This window comes from Vibrio sp. D417a (assembly GCF_030248595.1).
Lineage (GTDB): Bacteria > Pseudomonadota > Gammaproteobacteria > Enterobacterales > Vibrionaceae > Vibrio > Vibrio alginolyticus.
On record NZ_JAHGAM010000001.1, the window covers coordinates 87,001 to 107,125 of the forward strand.

16 protein-coding genes are annotated in these 20,125 nt (G+C 46.8%); 11 read left to right on the forward strand and 5 right to left on the reverse strand.

The window, feature by feature from the left end; translation table 11 throughout:
* Positions 1-327: 327 nt before the first annotated feature.
* Genes KI742_RS00420 through KI742_RS00430 form a run of 3 tightly spaced genes read left to right on the forward strand, consistent with a single transcriptional unit; the run spans position 328 to position 4,860 of the window.
* The gene (locus KI742_RS00420) at positions 328-1,503 is read left to right on the forward strand and encodes an efflux RND transporter periplasmic adaptor subunit (RefSeq protein WP_285384990.1); all 1,176 of its coding nucleotides are present in this window, start codon (positions 328-330) and stop codon (positions 1,501-1,503) included.
* Position 1,504: 1 nt separating this feature from the next.
* Positions 1,505-3,469 (forward strand): MacB family efflux pump subunit, encoded by a 1,965-nt coding sequence (locus KI742_RS00425; RefSeq protein WP_285384989.1) that lies wholly within the window; start codon positions 1,505-1,507, stop codon positions 3,467-3,469.
* 14 nt (positions 3,470-3,483) lie between these two features.
* Positions 3,484-4,860 carry an efflux transporter outer membrane subunit gene (locus KI742_RS00430; RefSeq protein WP_285384988.1) on the forward strand — a complete coding sequence of 459 codons (1,377 nt, stop codon included), beginning with the start codon at positions 3,484-3,486 and terminating at the stop codon, positions 4,858-4,860.
* Between the two features lie 96 nt (positions 4,861-4,956).
* Here KI742_RS00430 and KI742_RS00435 read toward each other — a convergent pair whose 3' ends face one another.
* Positions 4,957-5,499: a carboxymuconolactone decarboxylase family protein gene (locus KI742_RS00435; RefSeq protein WP_005374097.1), complete on the reverse strand. Its 543-nt coding sequence runs from the start codon at positions 5,497-5,499 to the stop codon at positions 4,957-4,959.
* 111 nt (positions 5,500-5,610) lie between these two features.
* Here KI742_RS00435 and KI742_RS00440 point away from each other — a divergent pair, with 111 nt between their 5' ends.
* Positions 5,611-6,213 carry a TetR/AcrR family transcriptional regulator gene (locus KI742_RS00440; protein ID WP_005384344.1) on the forward strand — a complete coding sequence of 201 codons (603 nt, stop codon included), beginning with the start codon at positions 5,611-5,613 and terminating at the stop codon, positions 6,211-6,213.
* A gap of 151 nt (positions 6,214-6,364) precedes the next feature.
* On the opposite strand, the gene KI742_RS00445 is transcribed toward KI742_RS00440, so the two are convergent.
* Positions 6,365-7,621: an SGNH/GDSL hydrolase family protein gene (locus KI742_RS00445; protein WP_213867543.1), complete on the reverse strand. Its 1,257-nt coding sequence runs from the start codon at positions 7,619-7,621 to the stop codon at positions 6,365-6,367.
* A gap of 466 nt (positions 7,622-8,087) precedes the next feature.
* On the opposite strand from KI742_RS00445, the gene KI742_RS00450 reads away from it, so the two are divergent.
* A complete protein-coding gene (locus KI742_RS00450; RefSeq protein ID WP_025768035.1) occupies positions 8,088-10,118 on the forward strand; it encodes a S8 family serine peptidase in 2,031 nt (676 codons plus the stop codon).
* 9 nt (positions 10,119-10,127) lie between these two features.
* Positions 10,128-10,490, forward strand: coding sequence for an ATPase (locus KI742_RS00455; RefSeq protein WP_285384986.1), 363 nt, complete (start codon positions 10,128-10,130; stop codon positions 10,488-10,490).
* A gap of 85 nt (positions 10,491-10,575) precedes the next feature.
* Here the strand turns inward: KI742_RS00455 and phnX are convergent, their stop codons facing one another.
* From phnX to phnW, 3 genes are all read right to left on the reverse strand, one after another.
* Positions 10,576-11,391 (reverse strand): phosphonoacetaldehyde hydrolase, encoded by an 816-nt coding sequence (gene phnX, locus KI742_RS00460; RefSeq protein ID WP_029798315.1) that lies wholly within the window; start codon positions 11,389-11,391, stop codon positions 10,576-10,578.
* 90 nt (positions 11,392-11,481) lie between these two features.
* On the reverse strand, positions 11,482-12,861 hold the full coding sequence (locus KI742_RS00465) for an aspartate aminotransferase family protein (protein ID WP_285384984.1): 1,380 nt from the start codon (positions 12,859-12,861) through the stop codon (positions 11,482-11,484).
* Positions 12,862-12,887: 26 nt separating this feature from the next.
* A complete protein-coding gene (phnW, locus tag KI742_RS00470; protein ID WP_285384983.1) occupies positions 12,888-13,991 on the reverse strand; it encodes a 2-aminoethylphosphonate--pyruvate transaminase in 1,104 nt (367 codons plus the stop codon).
* 266 nt (positions 13,992-14,257) lie between these two features.
* Between phnW and KI742_RS00475 the strand changes: the two genes are divergently transcribed.
* The 5 genes from KI742_RS00475 (at position 14,258) to KI742_RS00495 (ending at position 20,118) form a co-directional block, all read left to right on the forward strand.
* Positions 14,258-15,268, forward strand: a complete 1,011-nt coding sequence (locus KI742_RS00475; protein ID WP_115386467.1) for a putative 2-aminoethylphosphonate ABC transporter substrate-binding protein — start codon at positions 14,258-14,260, stop codon at positions 15,266-15,268.
* A 324-nt stretch (positions 15,269-15,592) separates the two neighbouring features.
* A complete protein-coding gene (locus KI742_RS00480; RefSeq protein ID WP_213886213.1) occupies positions 15,593-16,699 on the forward strand; it encodes a putative 2-aminoethylphosphonate ABC transporter ATP-binding protein in 1,107 nt (368 codons plus the stop codon).
* Between the two features lie 8 nt (positions 16,700-16,707).
* Positions 16,708-18,432: a putative 2-aminoethylphosphonate ABC transporter permease subunit gene (locus tag KI742_RS00485; protein ID WP_005445406.1), complete on the forward strand. Its 1,725-nt coding sequence runs from the start codon at positions 16,708-16,710 to the stop codon at positions 18,430-18,432.
* A 9-nt stretch (positions 18,433-18,441) separates the two neighbouring features.
* Positions 18,442-19,146 (forward strand): phosphonate utilization transcriptional regulator PhnR, encoded by a 705-nt coding sequence (gene phnR / locus KI742_RS00490; RefSeq protein ID WP_005442366.1) that lies wholly within the window; start codon positions 18,442-18,444, stop codon positions 19,144-19,146.
* Between the two features lie 66 nt (positions 19,147-19,212).
* Entirely contained in the window at positions 19,213-20,118 is a 906-nt protein-coding gene (locus tag KI742_RS00495; RefSeq protein ID WP_213911837.1) for an EamA family transporter, read from the forward strand.
* Positions 20,119-20,125: the final 7 nt, after the last annotated feature.

A 20,125-nucleotide genomic window follows, 5' to 3' on the forward strand; every position in this document is an offset into this window, starting at 1 on the left:
CTCCTCTTTAAATTCAATCATCAAAATGGCCATCATGAAATTTAAATTAATGGAATGTTGAATAATTTTGGATTTTACTGGTTTGTTAGTATTTAAAAGTTTTGTTTATAATACTTATAACTTGAATTTCTATATTAAAAATGGTCTTTGCCATACGTATTGAATAATAAAGTTTTGAAGTGACTATAATATCTCTGATTTTTCACGTTAGTGAAGTTATTCATTCAGTTTCTTGACGTTAATTTACCTATCTTTACGTCTCGTACCCTGTACGGCTAAGACAAATAGCAGTATAAAATCAAAACGATTATTTACTTCACTCCTGCTATGAAACTCAATAAAAAATGGCTCGTTTTGTGTGGCCTACTTGCTATTGGTGCTGGTGGTTATCATTATCTGCAACGTCCAGAACCCATTTCTCCTTACGCGACAGAAGTCGTTCGCAAAGGCAATATCGAAAAGGCGGTATTAGCTAACGGCATGTTGCAAGCGTCCAAATTGGTGAATGTAGGTGCGCAAGTATCTGGGCAAATTCAACGCCTCGCTGTGAACTTAGGGGATGAGATAAAACAGGGGGACTTGATTGCACAGATTGACAGCCTGACTCAGCAAAACAGCCTCAAAGAAGCCCAAGCGTCTCTTAATAGTCTCAACGCTCAGTACCAGGCTAAGCAAGCGCAGATTAAACAAGCAAACTATGAATACGTGCGCCAAAAAGGCATGTTGGCAGCGAAAGCGAGCTCACGAGCTGATTACGAGAATGCCGAAGCGACGCTCGCCATCTACAAAGCCGAGTTAGCGCAACTGGATGCCGAAATCGAGAAAGCCAAAATCAACGTCGACAATGCGCAGTTAGATCTCGGTTACACCACCATCAACGCACCGATGGATGGCACGGTGGTCTACACCGCGGTGGAAGAAGGACAAACCGTAAACGCCAATCAAACCACGCCAACTATTATCGAGTTAGCTAAGTTAGATACGATGACAGTGAAAGCCGAAATTTCGGAAGCCGATGTGATTTTTGTTCACCCCGGCCAAACGGCGCTGTTCACCATTTTAGGCAAACCGAATCAGCAGTTTAAAGGCACATTGCGCGCCATTGAGCCGGGGCCAACAATCATGGATGGCGATGACAGCGATTTGAGCATTTCAGATAGCGACGCCATTTACTACAACGCTGTATTTGATGTGAAGAACCCGCAAGGTATTTTGCGTATTGGCATGACTGCGCAAGTTTCGATTGTCCTTGAGCAATCGGAAAATACCTTGATTGTCCCTTCACAAGTGCTGCAAAAATCTGGCGGCAAAGGCAACTATACCGTGCCAGTGCTTGAACAGGGCCAAGTGGTGCAAAGGCCCGTGACAGTGGGTATCAACAACAAAGTGAACGCAGAAATTCTCTCAGGTTTGAAGGAGGGCGACCAAGTTGTTCTTGGCAATGCTATGGACGGAGAATCATCAAGCCGAGGTGATCGTCGTCGATCTCCAATGAGGTTCTAAGATGAGTGACGTGCTTTTAAAAGTTGAGGATTTAACTCGGCGTTTTGTCTCTGGCGACGAGTCGCTTACCGTGTTGAACCACATTAATTTAGAGATAAAACGCGGTGAAATGGTCGCGATCGTGGGGGCATCAGGCTCAGGTAAATCGACGCTGATGAATGTGCTCGGCTGCTTGGATAAACCGTCCAGCGGTCGATACTTCATTAATGGGCAAGATGTCTCGACGTTGGAATCTGATCAACTGGCGGAACTGCGCCGCGAGTATTTTGGCTTTATATTCCAGCGTTACCATCTGCTGGGGGATTTAACCGCGGTGGCAAACGTGGAAGTACCTGCGGTTTACGCGGGAGTGCCTCATCGTCAAAGAACGGAGCGAGCGCGGTCACTATTGGCTCGCTTGGGGCTGGAAGATCGTTTGACCCACAAGCCCAGCCAACTGAGTGGTGGCCAGCAACAGCGCGTGAGTGTTGCTCGTGCACTGATGAACGGTGGTGAGGTGATTCTCGCTGATGAGCCCACTGGCGCATTAGACAGTCACAGTGGGCAAGAGATGATGGCACTGCTTAAAGAGTTGCATCAACTTGGGCATACGATCATCTTAGTGACTCATGATATGAACGTGGCGAACTTTGCGGATCGCATCATTGAAATCAAAGATGGTGAAATCATTGCAGATACGCCAAATGCACAAGTTGTAATTAATGAGCAAGCAGCAAAGATACCGAGCGCGTCTTTTCACCGCCCAGCGCAAGCCGCCAGTAAGTGGTGGAAATGGGACAGTTTTATTGACGCGCTAAAAATGGCGTTGCTGGCGATGTCTAGCCACAGAATGCGCACGTTTTTGACCATGCTCGGCATCATTATTGGTATAGCCTCGGTGGTTTCCGTGGTGGCTCTAGGTAATGGCTCACAACAGCAAATTTTGTCGAATATTTCATCCATGGGAACAAACACCATTGATGTCAGGCCGGGCAAAGGGTTTGGTGACCGCCGCTCCGGAAGAGTGAAAACGCTAACCGCCGACGATGCTAAATCGTTGGAGAGTCTACCTTTTGTCGACAGTGTCACGCCGTCTTTATCCAACAGTTTAACCGTGCGTTACGCCAATCAGGATGCAACCGCGTCTGTGGAAGGGGTTGGGGAAGATTATTTCCGTGTGCGCGGTTATGAGATCGCCAAAGGTCAGTTTTGGGATGAAGAGAGCGTGAACTCACTCGCGCAAGAAGCAGTGATTGATGACAACACTAGAAAGGAAATGTTTGCGGATAGAAATCCGATTGGTGAAGTGATTTTTCTAGGTTCATTGCCAGTGCGTATTGTGGGTGTCACGCAGAAAAAAGAAGACGCGTTTGGCAACAGCGACGCGCTGAAAATTTGGGTGCCATACACCACCATGTCGGGACGAATGATGGGACAACGCTACCTCAACGGCATTACTGTACGGATTGATGAGAACGCCCCAAGCGCAGCGGTAGAACAGAGCATCATCAACTTGTTAAAAATGCGTCACGGTACAGAAGATTTCTTCACGATTAACACTGACACCATTCGTCAGAGCATCGAGAAAACCACCGCCACCATGACGTTACTGATCTCAGCGATTGCGGTGATCTCCCTAATTGTCGGCGGAATTGGCGTAATGAACATCATGTTGGTGTCGGTGACAGAGCGCACGAAAGAGATCGGTGTGCGAATGGCTGTGGGTGCGCGGCAAGCGGATATTTTGCGTCAGTTTTTGATTGAAGCGGTATTAGTGTGTTTGTGTGGTGGCATTGCTGGTATTGGCTTGGCGTTTTTGATTGGTTTTGCATTCAGTACATCTGGTAGCGGCTTCCAAATGATTTACTCGATGAACTCGATCATCTGGGCGTTTATTTGCTCAACGTTGATTGGCATCGCCTTCGGCTTTTTACCCGCTCGCAATGCCGCCAAACTCGATCCGATAGAAGCGCTAGCGAGAGACTAAAAATGAGTAACACAATGAAATTCAAAACTCGATTGGTCGCGGCTGCCTTAAGCGCAGTGTGGTTGTCAGGTTGTGGTTCGCTTATGCGTAGCGACTATCAAGCTCCTGAGGTGCAAGTGCCTGCAAATTGGCAACAGATGCATGTTGCGGGTGATGTCAGTATGGATCCTTGGTGGTTGGCGTTTAACGACCCAACGCTTAATCAATACATTACTCAGGTGTTGGCTCAAAACAACGATTTGACGCTGGCAATGCTAACGCTAAAGAAAGCGCGTTTACAGCTGGGTTTAGCGCAAGATGACCTTTTCCCTACGTTGAGTTCTTCCACATCAGGACAAGTTCAAAAATCTCTTGATAGCGGGGAATCGGCAGATAGCTACAGCACTAACTTATCCGTCAATTACGAGTTGGATTTGTGGGGAAAAATCTCGGCAGACGTTGACCAAGCCAAGTGGACGGCGATGGCAAGTCAACAAGATCGCGAGGCGACCGCACAAAGTTTGGTGGCAACGACGGCATCGTTATATTGGCAAATCGGCTATCTAAAACAGCGCTTAAACCTCAGTCAGCGTAATGTGGAAGACGTAGCTCAAACGCTACAATTGATTGAAAAACAGTACCAACTTGGCGCTGTGGATCAGTTAGATGTGCTTGAAGCCAAACGTACGTTGGCAAGCTTACAAGCGCAGCAAAGTGAGTTTGAACAGAGTTTACTTGAGGCAAACAACGCCTTTGCGATTTTGTTCAATCAACCGCCGAAGAGCATCAGTGCAAACATCCAAATGCTGCCTGAAGGCGATATGCCATCGTTGAGTGTTGGTGCTCCGTCTGATTTATTGATCCGCAGACCCGACATTAAAGCAGCGATTTATGAAGTCAAAGCCGCGCTAGCAAATAAAGACGCAGCAGATTTGGACTATTTGCCCAAGCTGACGCTTACTGGGGCTCTGGGTGGATCGTCACAAGCGCTCAAAAACCTGCTTTCCAACCCGATCGGCAGTTTAGGTGCGGATATGACGCTACCGTTTTTGCAGTGGAATGAGATGAAAAACAGCCAAGCCATTGCCGATTTAGACTATCAATCGGCCATTGTGAGCTATCGCCAAGTGTTGTACGCCGCATTCCAAGATGTCGAAAATGCCTTGTCGGCACGCGAGAAATTGAAGTATCAGGCGGCGCGTTTACAAGAACAATATGATGCCGCAAGTGCCGCTGAGTCCATATATGCTGCGCGGTATCAGTATGGCTCGACATCGATCATGGACTATTTGAATGCCCAAGAAGACACCAGAAACGCGCAAGCTTCTTTGTTGGAGAACCGCTACAACCAGTTTCTCACTCAGGTTACGCTTTACCAGTCTTTAGGAGGAACCGACGTTGCGCCGTTGTAATTAGGGGTCAGCGCACACTAGCGAAGCGCCATGCAACAAAGCCTTTTTTGAAGGTATTACTGGTCCCATGAATGGGACCAGTACTAAAAGCTTAAGTTACTTGGCAAACTTCTTGAAAGGTGCATCAACCGGGGTGTCAGCTAGGTGATTGGTGTAGTTACTCATCACTTTTTGCGCTAGACCAAGAACAATTTCAAGCAGTTGCTGCTGTCCGTAACCTGCCGCAAAGAATTTCTCTATCTGAGACTCTTCCACTACACCACGTTGACGCACCATTTGAAGCGTTGTTTCTCGTAGTGTTTCAAGTTTTTCGTCTGCCAATGGTGTTTGGTTGACGAGAGCATCAACAATCTCCTGATCCACTTTCATTGACGCCGCGATCGCACTATGAGCAGGAACGCAGTAGTGACAACCATGTTCAACGTTGATGGTTTGCCATACGACGGTCAATTCTTCTGCGTTAAATGATGTTTGTTGAAAGAGCTCATGCACAACTTGATAACCCTCAAGCAAGGTTGGCGCTTCAGCCATAACAGCATGAAGATTTGGTAGCATGCCAAACGCTTTGACTGAATTTTCAATCAGATGCTTTGATCCTTCGGGTGCGTTTTCTGCGGTATACAGTTTAAATTCTGCCATGTTTAAATCTCCTGTAATTGGATATGAGCGAATTAGGCAAGAACAGGATAGTTGATTTTGAGCGGTCGCTCAATATAAAATTGAGCATATGTTCAAAATTGATAATTGCTCATGGCGAATACAAAGAAATTCCAACGTGATGAAGTGGTGAAAGCCGCCTCGGATCTATTCTGGAAGAAAGGTTTTCATGCAACATCTACACGTGATTTGCAAGATAGCGTTAATCTGCGTCCTGGAAGTATCTATGCGACGTTTGGGTCAAAAGAGGGGCTATATTGTGAAGCGCTAAAAATGTACGTTGCGAACTTACAAGCCCTGTTTGAGTTGCATTTAGCTCAGAACACAACGGTTCTAGATGCAATAGAAGCTTTCGCGATTGATGTGGTTATCAATCAGCGAGACTCCAATCCCAGTGAAGTGTGCATGTTAGTCAAATCAGCAAGTGAATTTGCTGAGGATTTTAATGCGCTGCGCAATCAAACAAACAGCTTAGCAAACCAATTTGAATCTTTTCTTGCAAAGCTGTTTGAGCGAGCAATCGAGAATGGCGAAATTGAAGCCCAGGATACATTGCTTCTTGCTCAGTTGTTCCAGGTTCAGTTTACGGGTATACGAGCCTACTCATACCGTAGTGATGATGAAACCTTAAAGACGTTGATCTCTATTATGGTGAACAGCTTCCGCGGTAACGTACCAAAACAGAACGCTGAATGAGACTGCTCAAAGTCAACGTCTCTAAATCAACGGCTTGAAGTAAGCGAGCTCAAATAAACCCGTTATCGGGGGTCGATATCGATAAAAAATGACCACGAAGCATCGTGGTCATTTTTATGCAGATTAACTTGCAATGAACAACAACGGCTTATTAAAAGCGAAACTCTTCTAAGTTATTGCTGCTTTCTAACATTTTTTCAGCCACATAACGATGCGTTGCTGTGGTTGGGTGAGTCACATCCCAGAACACGAACTTATCTGCGCCAGATGCTGCACATTCAGAACGTAATGAGTGAGTGTACATGTAGTCAACAGAGGATGAACGGTTGATGTCTAAGCAAGGGTCGCTTGCATTTACGAAGCCGTGTTCTTCTGGTGCCGAGGTTAACTTCTCAAACAGTGCGTGTGTATCAAACAATGCGATGTTGTAGCCTTGGGCTTTGTAGTACATCGCTTGTGCTTTGATGAACTCGTTCATCTTCAATACTTTCGCACGAATCGTTTCAATTTCTTCCTGTGTTGAGTATTTGAACTGTGGTGCTTTGGTTGCATCTGGCAGTGTCATCAACATGAAGTTCTTCGCGCCAGCGTCTGTTAAACGAATCAGAGCTTCAGCGTAATCCGCTTTTACTTCCGGCACGCTACGGTTGTAGTTCATGAAATCATTTAAACCAAACTCTAACGCAAACAATGTGTTAGCAGGGTTGTAGTTCTTCGCCAGCTTTGTGTAGGTTAAGTAAGAAGAAACTTGTTCGCCGACACCAGTTAGCGCGATGTATTGGTTTTCACCTGCTGCGCCACCAACTGCCCAGTTGTATAGCGGTAAGTTTTTGGCTTTAGCAACGTATTCCGTCCAAACAAAACCGTTTGAGAAGTGACCCAAGAACCAGCTATTCGGGTTAGGGAAGCGCCATTGGGACGCGTTAAAGATGTTGCCTGTATCAGACAAGCTATCGCCTAAAGCCACTACCTTGTTGATTTGATCTGGTTGCATTGCAGCATCATTGCTCCAGATCGTGTGGTTATAAGAATAACGATTGTCGGCAGCAAAAAAGGTAATGTCTGCGTTCTCGTTCGCTAGATCTAGTGTTTCCTCACAACGCTGGCGAATTACGTTTTGTGAGGTATTGGTGTAGAACATGTTTTTAAATGAAACAGAGCTCCACCAATAACCATCGATAGTGAAGTCACTACCATCTTGGTTTTTTGCCCATTTCCAATCGGTAGCCGCATCGTCCTTAGAGTGGCTCGTACGATACCAGCATCGAACGTACGTATAAGTTTGATTTTCTTGCGCGCTAACCACTTCAGCCGCAGAAACCATTGCCGGTGATAAAGTTGGCTCCTCTGCAATGGCGGAGGCAAGCGGAAGTAATGCAGTTAATAGTGTGATTGTTTTTTTCATCATTCACTCTTCTTGTAATGGTTATTGTTCCGAATGCGTGAATACGCTCGGCTATAACAGTATTTAGATGAGAATTTTTCTCACTAAACCTTCTAATTCTGAGTAAATGCTCAAGACAGTCAACAACTAAATATTCAATATTTCAGTTTTGGCACCACGGTCAAAAAATCCATTCAGCATAGCAATCGATTAAATGGGTGATATTTAGAATAATTACTCACTAACATTAATTTAACATTCACTTTTTGTTAATTAAGTAATTGCTTTATAAGGTTTTGTCGATGATTTTTAATGTTAACTTAAAGTGTTTATTGAATGATCTTTTGTACAAATTTGTATATTCATGAAACAAATTGTTTGGCATTTTTGCTCTGTAAACTATAGCTGAAGCTCTCATGTAAACATCATGATGATGACTTTTCATGAGAATATAGTGAATAAAAATTAGCTCAAATAAGGAATAGGGCAAATGCACTACACAACAAGTAAAAAACAAGGCTTATTTTCGTTGTCTGCCGTAGCAATAGCACTGACCACTTCGATGTCAGCGTTTGCGGCTCCACCAATGGGATTTGATGAATCTAAGTTACCGACGAAGTACATCGTCAAATTCAAAGAAGATGCAGTCAGCCGTTCTTCAATGGGTGGTAACTCATTCTGGGGGCCACGAATCGCGCAGGAGTCTGTTCTAGAACAGGTGAAGGCACGTAAGGTGGAAAAACTGGGCAATCGCGCCATTTACAGCGTTGAATTGGATGGCGATGACTTAGAGCCGCTTCGCAATCGTAGTGATGTGGAATACGTGGAAGTCGATCCACCTCGCTATTTGCTCAGCGAAACGACCCCATGGGGATATGAAGCGGTTAATGCTCAACTGCTAGCTGACTTCAATGCGGGTAATCGCACTGTATGTATTATCGATTCAGGGTACGACATTTCGCACAACGACCTAAGCGGTAACCGCGTTGCTGGTACTAACGATAGTGGTACGGGATCATGGAGTGATCCGGGTAACAACAATGCCCACGGTACTCACGTCGCGGGTACGATTGCTGCGATTGCCAACACCGAAGGTGTAAAGGGTGTGATGCCAAACCAGAATGTGAATTTGCACATCGTGAAAGTATTTAACGAATCGGGTTGGGGTTACTCATCTGGGCTTGTTAAAGCAATCCAGACCTGTGCCGATAATGGTGCTAACGTTGTGAACATGAGCCTTGGTGGTAGTCAATCAAGCCGAACTGAGCAAAATGCACTGCAAAATATTTACGATCAAGGCGTTCTATTGATCGCCGCTGCGGGTAATGATGGCAATACAGCGCACAGCTATCCAGCTTCTTATGACTCAGTGATGTCTGTTGCGGCTGTTGATAATCAAAATGATCATGCAGCGTTCTCACAATCTACTAATCAAGTTGAGATCTCAGGCCCGGGTGTGGCGATCTTATCAACGGTTACGGTAGGTGAAGGTAAACTTTCTGATATTACCTTGAATGGTGTCAGTCAGTTTGATCGTGGGATTGTTCCTCACAATCGTTTGATCAATAACGGTTCTTCGTATGTTCCGGATCCAATCGCGGGTTCAGTAACGGCAACGCTAGATAGCTGTGATGTATCTGGCGGTAACTTTAACTGTGGTGATATGTCGGGCAAAATTTGTTTGACTGAGCGTATTGGCAACCAGTCTTCAGGAAACTACCCTGAAGTGGATGCGGTTCAGGCTTGTTACAATGCGGGTGCGCGAGCTGCAATCGTATACAGCAACTCTGAACTACCTGGTTTACAAAACCCATTCTTGGTAGACACAAACAACGCTTATCGTATGGTTTCGGTAACGGTTGATCGTGCATTTGGTCAAGAGCTGTTGGGGTATGTTGGTCAGGAAATTACTGTTGCAACAACCTCTGGTGAAGATTACGAATACTACAATGGTACATCAATGGCGACACCGCACGTAACGGGCGTAGCTGGCTTGGTGTGGAGTTACCACCCAACCTGTACAGCAGCGCAAGTGCGTAATGCCCTAGTGAAAACTGCAACAGATATTGATGTTGCTGGTCGAGACAACCGTACTGGCCACGGCCTAGTTAATGCTGAAGCGGCGAAGCTGTTCTTGGACGCTGGCTGTAATGGACCTGATGGTGGTAGCTCTTCGGATTCTAGCTTCTCAAATACCAGCCCTGTTGCGATTCCAGATAATAAATCTTCTGGCGCAATCAGTGCAGTAGAAGTCGATCGCTCTGGTGATTCAGGCACAGTAAGTATTGACGTTGATATTAGCCACACTTACATCGGTGATCTACGAGTGACTTTAACGTCACCGACTGGTGGAGAAGTTGTACTTCACAATAATACTGGCGGCAGCGCTAACGATATAAAAAACACGTTCCAAGCGGATTTTTCTGGTTTTGAATCGCAAGGTACATGGGAACTAAAAGCGGTAGACAGTGCCAGAAGAGACACAGGCACCATCAACAGTTGGACTCTGACCTTTCAATAAGGAGTGACTATGAAGAAGTTGACCTTACTTTCTTTGTCTGCGGTAGGCGCTACCGCACTATTGGCAATCGGACTGAGCTCAAGCAGCTTGGCAAACAATCAAGGATTTCCTCTCGTGGATGAACGCCAAGATCAAGCCGAGCAGCAACCTGAACGTTACTTTATTAAGTATCATGAAGGAAAAGAGAGCGAAGTGAGAGCGCTTCTTCGTCAGCACAACATTGAAGTGGTCGACGCTCTGGTGAAACAACACGTATTGGTTGTGGTGGGTGAACAGGCGAAAGTCGATAAGCTCGCGGATCACGATGCGGTCGAATACACCGAGCAAGAGCCGACAAGAAAGCTGCTATCTAACGGAAGTACGCTTCAATAAGCCAAACCTCCTTAAGATAGCGCCAAAAAGAAAAACGCCCCTCACGTGAGGGGCGTTTGTTTCATTTATTTGTGGAAGATGAAGACTAAGGACGCTCACCTGCTGCTAGGCGACGTTCGATATCCGCAACCACTTCTGGGAAGTCAGCAATGGTGTCGATGAGGTAGTGCGGCGAGCTCTTGAGCAATTTTGCACGCGCTTTTTCACGAGCAGCATTAAGCGTTGCTTCGTCCGCAGCTTGGTATTCTTCAAACGTTAGACCTGCTTCGTTACCAGAAAGCAGCAAACCAACGGTCCACATACCGGCGTTGTGACCTTCATCGATGCCCGGTGCGGCGTCATCCACTTTGATACACGCATTAACGTCCGTTACATTCAGCTCAATCACGTTTTTCAGTGCCATAAATGGTGCTGGGCGACCACCTTGCGGCAGGTCATCCGTTGCTACCACGTAATCCGGTTTGTAGCCGTAATCCGCTGCAACAGGAATCAGTACGTCCATCACTTCGCGGGGGTAACCAGAACAAGAACCGATCTTGATGCCTTTGTCTTTCAGACCGTTTACAACTTCAATCGCATTAAGGATTGGCTCTGCGTGGTCAGCCACTTTTGCTTTTTGCAGAGGCATGAATGCTGCGTAGATAGCGTCGATGTCTTCGCTGGTCATTGAGCGACCGAACTTCTCATTCCAACGCTTATCAACGGCAGGAATACGACCTACAGCTTGGATGTGATCCCACTTACCAAGTCCCATTGGTTCGCGCGCTTCTTCAAGGTCGATTTCAAAATCAAAGCCTTGTTTGAATGCTTCCACAAAGATGCTAGTTGGCGCAAAAGAGCCGAAATCGACGATAGTGCCAGCCCAGTCAAAGATCACTGCTTGAATTGGTGAGTTGCTCATGTTCAATCCTTTTTCTTGCTTGCTAGAGCGCTTGCCTACACGTTGGAACCGCGCTCTGGATAAATTAGTTTTTGTTGAGGTCTATTGACCCTAAACGTAGTTAAAGTCTTTACACACTTTGGCGATGGCTTCTTCGAAGATCGCCAACGCTTCAGTCAGCTGTTCGCGAGTGATAATCAGCGGTGGGCTGAGTTGAATCACGTTACCTTGCGATACCTTGAAGCTCACGCCGTTGTTGAGGCATTGGTAGAGCACAGCTTCCGCTTCGTCATACGCGCGTGCTTTGCTTTCGTGGTCGGTGACCAGTTCGATGCCCCACAACATGCCGATGCCACGAACATCGCCAATTACAGGGTACTTGGCTTTCATCTCTAGCAGCTTTTCACGCATGAACTGGCTGTCGGCTTTGGCTTTATCTAGCAAGCCGTCTTGCTCAATGGCTTCCATGGTTGCCAGTGCTGCAGCACAACCGATAGGGCTTTTCTCATGAGTGTAATGACCCATGGAGATTTGCTCGGCGGTGTTGTATTTGTCTTTGGTTACCATGGCAGCGATAGGCACTAAGCCTCCGCCCAAACCTTTACCGATGCACAGAATATCTGGCTCGATGTCGTAGGCTTGGTAGGTAAACCATTCACCGCTGCGACCCATGCCGTTAGGGATGTCGTCGATGATCAGCATGACATTGTGTTTGTCACAGATTTCTCGAATGCGTTTCCAGTAGGCTTTGCTCGGCACTTGTACGTCGGTATTACGAACCGCTTCAGCGATAAACGCGCCCACGCCGCCTTCTTTCTCAATCACGTATTCAAGGTAGTCGGCGTAATGCACGTCGCTGCCGTCCGCGACCGGGAAAGCGCCTCGGTAAGATACGGCTGGTGGAATGCGCTCAACACCTGCCATTAATGGTCCCATGCCTTGGCGGAAACACGCTTCACCACCTACTGAGATGGCATCCAACGATGCGCCGTGGAAGGAATCCCACAGAGACACCACCTTGTAGTTGCCCGTGATGTGGCGCGCTAGTTTAAGTGCCATGCCAACCGCAGATGTGCCACCCGGAGCAAACAACACGCGGTTCAATTCGCCGCCACAGATTTGGGTGAGTTTTTCGGCACATTCAATCGCAGTTTCGTTGGTAAAACGACGTGGTGAAAACGGCAGTTTGGCAATTTGCTCTTGCACACGTTTAATCACATGCGGATGACCATAGCCCAACTGGTGGACGTTATTGCCATGGAAGTCCATGTACTTTTTGCCGGTGGCATCTTGGATGTAGATGCCTTCTGCTGCTTCCAAGGTATCTAAGCAAGGCGTTGACATGGCTTGATGAAGAAAGACCTCCGAATCACGCTTGAGTAATGCTTGCGTGCGTTCATCGTCCATCGATGCATTCCAAGCTTGGCGCGCTGGCGTCGTGTTGACATCGCCTTCGCTGCGGAAATGGGTGGGTTTGATATTCTGAGTCATAATGCTCTCTCAATCAGAAGGCTGCTTTACGCAATTTGCCAGTACATGGCTTTTTCAATCGCACCGATTAAGCGCTCGATATCTGCTGGGTAAACTTCGCCAATGTTGCCGATACGGAAGCAATCTGCGTTCGACACCTTACCCGGATAAATCACGAAGCCTTGCTCTTTCAAACGTGTGTAGAACGCTTTGAATTGGTAATCACTGTGCGTTGGAGAGTAGAAAGAAGTGATGATTGGCGAGTGAAGGTCATCACTCAGTAGCGGCTCGAAACCCAGAGAACGCATACCTGCAACCAGTGTTTTCTGGTTAGTTTGGTAACGGTGATGACGAGCCTCAATACCGCCTTCTTGTTCCAGTTCTAACAAGGCTTGGTAGAAAGCGCGAACCGTGTGCGTTGGAGACGTGAAACGCCATTTGCCGTGGTTCACTTCCATGCACTGCCACTGGTCGTACAGATCAAAGCTCAAAGAACGTGCCTGACCTTGGCACTTTTCTAGCTCAGTTTGTTTCGCAATCACAAAGCCAAAGCCCGGCACGCCTTGAATACATTTGTTTGCAGAGCTGATCATAAAATCGATGCCTAATTCTGCAATATCAATAGGAATGCCACCAAAGCTCGACATGGCATCGAGAATCACCACTTTACCGTGTGCTTTTGCCGCAGAAGCAAATGCCTCAATTGGGTTAAGCATGCCAGTGGTTGTCTCGCAATGAACAATCGCCACGTGTGTGATTGTAGGATCCGATGCCAATGCAGTTTCCACCTCGTTCAAGTGCGGCTGTGATGTTTCGCCTGGGGAAACTACATGGCATGGAATATTTAGGTAATCAGCGATCTGAGCGATACGCGCACCGTAAGCGCCGTTGTCGACAACCAACAACTTCCCATCTTTGCCAATGGCGCTGCCAATCGTTGCTTCTACTGATGCGGTGCCGCTACCTTGCATTAGTACGCTGGTGTAGCCGTCTTGCTCCGTCGCTAGTTTTACAAGCTTAGTGCGGATCACTTCTACAATGTCTTTGTTGTATTCATCATCCCAAGTACACCAGTCTTTAAGCATTGCTTCACGTACTGTTTCAGAAGTAGATAGAGGACCTGGAGTCAGTAGTAGGTATTCGTTTTTCATCTCGATTTCCATCAGAATAGTCTAATTGGTCTACACCAAATTTCAAACTCACTCTAGCGAGGAAGAAAAGGGCAGTAAATAGGCGAATATCTAATTTCATAAAACTTTAATATCCAGAAAATGGCGGATCAATTGAACAATTATTCAGCGCAAATTTTCGTAAAACTGCCATTTAATGGTCATGATTTCGTCACAAAGGCTCAGTAGGGTGTATATCGTCAACTGGTACAGACCAAATTAAAACTTAGCCAAATTAACTGGAGAAAATGATGAAAAACCGTTTGATGAAAGGATCGCTGGCTGCACTTGTCTCTCTGCTAGCTACGAATGCAATGGCAGCACAGGAAGTCACGGTTTACACCGCTTTCGAAACTGACATTCTTGCGAAATACAAGTCTGCGTTTGAGAAAGATAACCCAGATATCAAGATTAAGTGGGTTCGCGATTCAACCGGTATCATGACGGCGAAATTGCTGGCAGAAAAGAACAACCCTCAAGCGGAAGTGGTTTGGGGTCTGGCTGGCTCGTCAATGGCACTGCTTAAAGATGAAGGTCTTCTTAAGCCTTACACACCAAAAGGTTTGGAAGAGCTGCATGCGAACCTAAACGACCCTCAATCAAATCAAGCTTGGTTTGGTAACGATGCGTTCTTTAACGCAGTTTGTTTCAACGAAGCGGTAGCGAAACAACTTAACCTGCCTAAACCAACGTCTTGGGAAGACTTAACGAAGCCGGTTTACAAAGGTCACATTGCAATGCCGAACCCAGCGTCTTCAGGCACTGGCTACATGCAGGTTTCTGCTTGGCTACAAAACATGGGTGAAGATCAGGCATGGAACTACATGCGTGACCTAGATAAGAACATTGCACACTACACGCACTCTGGCTCTAAACCATGTGTTCAAGCGGGTATGGGTGAAGTGGCTATCGGTATTTCGATGGCGAGCCGCGGCGCGAAGCTGAAAACACAAGGTGCACCACTAGCGGTTATCACACCAAAAGGTATCGGCTGGGAATCAGAAGCCGTTGGTCTAGTAAAAGAGTCGGATGCAGCGAAACGTGTTGTCGACTGGTCAATCTCTAAAACGGCAAACGAGCTTTACGTAGAAATGTATCCAGTGGTTGCACATAAAGACGTGAAAGCGACCGTATCTAACTTCCCGAACGTTCAAGAGAACATGGCGAAGATGGACTTCGCGCAAATGGGTAGCAAGCGTGCAGAGATTCTAGCAGCATGGTCTGAGAAGTTCGACGCGAAATCAGAGCCAAAGTCTTAATTGAATTTGCTTTGATTTGAATGTTGAAATCCACCTCGGTTGAGGTGGGTTTTTTGTTTTCTCTGTTATTTCAGAGTTTGCTGAAAGTAGATTCCTAGTCTCACCTAGGTTCGCTGGAATGACGGACTTAAGAAAGTAGGAGCTTCTATCTACACTCACAACGTCATTCTCGAGAGCGACGAAGGAGTGAGTCGGGAATCTCTAATTACCACTTGAACAAACCTCATCGCCCTTCATCTATTTGTCATCTTCTGGCTATAAATTTGTCATTGGAACGTAACACTCCAAAACTAAAATTGGTATATACCATTTGGAGCATGTGTTATGTCAACTAACCAACATTACCTAAATATCGAAAATGTAGTGAAGCAATTCGGACAGTTCACTGCGTTAAAGAAAATCTCGCTAGCGATTGAAAAGGGCGAGTTCGTTTGTTTTCTTGGTCCTTCTGGCTGCGGTAAAACCACTCTGCTACGTGCCATTGCAGGTTTAGACTTGCCAACGTCAGGTGCGATTTTTCAAAACGGTCAAGAGACCACATTTCTACCACCAGAAAAGCGTGATTTCGGCATTGTGTTTCAGTCTTACGCGCTGTTTCCGAACCTAACTGTGCAAGAGAACATTGCGGTGGGTTTGAAGAACCAAGGTATGTCGACCAAAGAAGCGTTAGAGAAGGTGGATTACTGGTTAGAAACCATTGGTCTTCCAACCTCTAGCGAGAAATTCCCTAACCAACTTTCTGGTGGTCAGCAGCAGCGTGTTGCTTTGGCTCGTGCATTGGCGCTATCTCCGGGTCTACTGCTGCTTGATGAGCCGCTGTCAGCGCTGGATGCAAAAGTGCGTGTTCACTTACGTGACGAGATTTGTAAGCTGCAACGCAAGCTAGGCATCACCACCATCATGGTTACACACGATCAGGACGAAGCGCTGTCGATGGCGGATCGTATTGTGGTGATGAACCATGGCGTGATTGAGCAAGTTGGCACACCTCAAGAGATCTACCAACAACCAGCCACGCGCTTTGTTGCTGAGTTTGTCGGCAGCATGAACTTTATTGAAACCTCAGTCGCAACGGACTCCCAAGTACGCATTGCAGAAACCCTGATGTCAGCGCCAAGCTTGACTAATCGTAAGATCCAACGTGGTGACCGCTTCGACCTCGCGGTGCGTCCTGAAAGCATCAAGTTCGTTGAAAACTACACCAACTCTTTACCAGTACGAGTTACGGCTACCGAGTTTTTGGGGGCGTTTTTCCGTATTGATTGCGTATTGCAAAACGACAGCTCAACGAAAACCATCGTCGTGGATGTGCCCGTGGAAACGGTTCAAAAACTCAACATCAAGGCGGGCGATGTACGTTACATCCAGTTTGCTGAAGAAGGGCTGCATGGTTACGCCGTGCCCTCGGTTGATAAAGCGCTAGCAGCGTAGGTGTAAACATGGATGCGAAGACAATGACGATGAATAGCCTGACCACACAAGACAAAGCAAAATCCTTACTCGGACGTGTCAGCCGCGATAACCTTGTGTTGTTCGGTTTGCTCGCAGGATTGTCGACCATGATGGTGCTGTTCATCTTAATGCCGCTTTGGGCAATGTTGACCAAGAGTGTGCAAAATGCCAATGGCGAATTTGTCGGATTGGCAAACTTTGCGACGTACTTTTCTTCTTCAAGCTTGTGGGTGTCGGTGGGAAACACCTTCACTTTGGGCGTGATTGTGACCTCGGTAGTGGGTGTGCTTGCGTTTGGTTATGCCTACGCGCTGACTCGTTCATGTATGCCGTTTAAAGGTTTGTTTCAAATCCTAGGTACTGCGCCAATTCTTGCGCCTTCGTTGTTGCCGGCGATCAGTTTGATCTTCCTTTTCGGTAATCAAGGTATTGCCAAAGAGATGCTGTTAGGAAACTCGATTTATGGCGTGATTGGTATCTCGATGGGTTTGATTTTCTGGACATTCCCTCATGCATTGATGATTTTGACCACTTCGCTGCGTACTTCAGATGCCCGTTTGTATGAAGCAGCTCGTGCACTTAAAACCTCTCCCATCAAAACTTTCTTTATGGTGACGTTACCTGCGGCGAAATACGGTTTGATCAGCACGCTCATTGTCGTCTTTACGCTAGTTATCACGGACTTTGGTGTGCCGAAAGTGATTGGTGGTAGCTACAACGTTCTGGCGACTGACATCTTCAAGCAAGTCGTGGGACAGCAAAACTTTGCCATGGGTGCGGTGACTAGCATTATGTTGTTATTCCCTGCGGTAATGGCGTTTGGCGCAGACCGCTGGGTACAGAAAAAGCAAAAGAGCTTATTCGACACTCGCTCGGTGCCTTATCAGCCAGAACCTAATAAAGCGCGCGACAGCATCTGTTTGGTTTACTGCAGCATCATTTCTATCGCAGTGCTGGCTGTGCTTGGCATGGCGGTGTATGGCTCGTTAGTTACGTTCTGGCCTTGGAACAAAGCGCTGACGCTAAACAACTACAACTTTGCTGAAATGAGCACCTACGGTTGGAGCCCATTCTTCAACTCGCTAACACTTGCAGGTTGGACGGCGGTTATTGGTACAGCCATTATCTTTGTCGGTGCTTACTGCATTGAGAAAGGGCGTGCGTTTGGTCCAATTCGTCAGGTGATGCAAATGCTTAGCGTGGTGCCAATGGCGGTTCCGGGTATGGTGCTTGGCTTGGGTTACATCTTTTACTTCAATGATGCGAATAATCCTCTGAATGTGCTTTATGGCACCATGGCGTTCTTGGTGATTAACACGGTAGTGCATTACTACACAGTGGGTCACATGACCGCCCTGACAGCGCTAAAGCAGTTGCCATCGGAGATTGAAGCCACAGCAGCATCGGTGAAGCTTCCTCAATACAAGTTGTTCTTTAAAGTGACATTACCTGTATGTTTACCTGCGATTTTGGACATTGCGACTTACTTGTTTGTTAATGCATTGACCACCACTTCTGCGGTAGTATTCCTTTACTCAACTGATACGATTCCGGCTTCGGTCTCGATTCTGAATATGGACGATGCAGGTCAAACTGGCGCTGCAGCGGCAATGGCTGTCATGATCATGATTGCTGCCGCAATTGCGAAGATTGTTCAGATGACTTTGGGTAAATTGTTAGAGAATCGCACACAAGCTTGGCGCAAAAGATAAGGACACTTCGTGCAATACGTAAAAATTAAAGATTCGATTGTTGAACAGATTGAAGCGGGCATGCTATCGCCGCGTCAAAAACTGCCAGCAGAGCGTAAGTTGGCGGAGTCGTTCGATACTACACGCGTTACTTTGCGTGAAGCTTTATCATTGCTAGAAGCGGAAGGCCGAATCTATCGCGAAGATCGCCGAGGTTGGTTTATCTCACCTGAGCCATTGCGTTACGACCCTACCCAAACGCTAAACTTCCCGAACATGGCGAAAGCGCAAAATCGCGTGCCAAAAACGGAGTTGGTCGCAGCAAAAGGGACGTTGGCAAACAAACAAGCCGCGCGCTTGCTGGACTTGCAACCTTTCTCGGATGTGTATCGAGTCGACCGTGTACGATACCTTGAAGACAGACCTGTGGTATTCGTAACAAACTACATTCGTCCAGAGCTGTTTCCGAACCTGTTGGACTACGATTTATCGAATTCACTGACGGACATTTACCGCGATCATTATGGCGTGACGTATCAAAAGATTCGCTACCGCATTTCAACGAGCACTTTGTTGGGTGAAATGGCTCAGGCACTGCGCGCGACAGCTGGCACTCCCGCGATGGTGGTGGAGCGCATCAACTATAACCAGCACGGTGAGTTGATTGATTGCGATATCGAGTATTGGCGACACGATGCCATCAGCATTGAATCTCTGGCGGAACTCAATCGTTAAGTGGATTTTCTCATCATCTAAGGCTCCATCTCGGGGCCTTTATTTTATTCAGACAGGAACATTGAAATGGATTTGTTGGCGATTGGTCTCGTCGTTTTTTCTGCTGTTCTCCATGCGGGTTGGAATATCCTTGGTAAAAGCAACTCAGGCTCTGGACTCGCGTTTACTATGGCGGCCAGCTTTTCTGCATGTTTCATTCTTACCCCTTATTTGATTTGGTATTTGGCAACCATTGGCTGGACATCATTACCGAGTGAGTTTTGGGGATTGCTGTTCATTAGCGGCATTTCACAAATGGTTTATTTGGTCGGTTTGATTGTCGCTTATAAGCACGCAGACGTGGGGGTGGTTTATCCAATTGCTCGGGCGTTGCCTGTGATGATGGTCGGCGCAATCAGTGTGGCATTAGGGCATGAATTATCCAGTCAGCAGTGGCTTGGATTCTTGCTGATAACCCTTGGTTGTATGCTGGTACCACTGACGAACTTTCGTCAGATGACGCTGAGCTCTTATTTGAATGTCGGTGTGTTCTGGGCATTAATTGCCGCAATAGGCACAACGGGTTACTCCGTGATTGATAAAGAAGCGCTGAGTTTACTCACAGGACAAGCATCAGAGATCTTGAATGATCAGTACAGTGCAATCTTCTATTTGGGCGTGCAGTTTTGGGCAATTGGTATTCCTGCCCTTGTGTGGTGCTTGGTTACAGGCAAGCCAGATGAGATTAAGACTGCGTGGCAGATCCGCAAAACAGCCAGCATGGCAGGGGTAATGATGGCATCCACCTACGGCTTGGTGCTGTTTGCGATGACCATGACAGACAACGTGAGTTTGGTGGTGGCACTAAGGCAAATCAGCATTGTGTTTGGATTGTTTATGGGGATTTGGTTTCTGTCTGAGAAATGGTATCTCACCCGAGGGCTTGGCGTTACTTCTATCGTGGCGGGGATCATTCTCGCGCTTGCGTATTGACCTATAT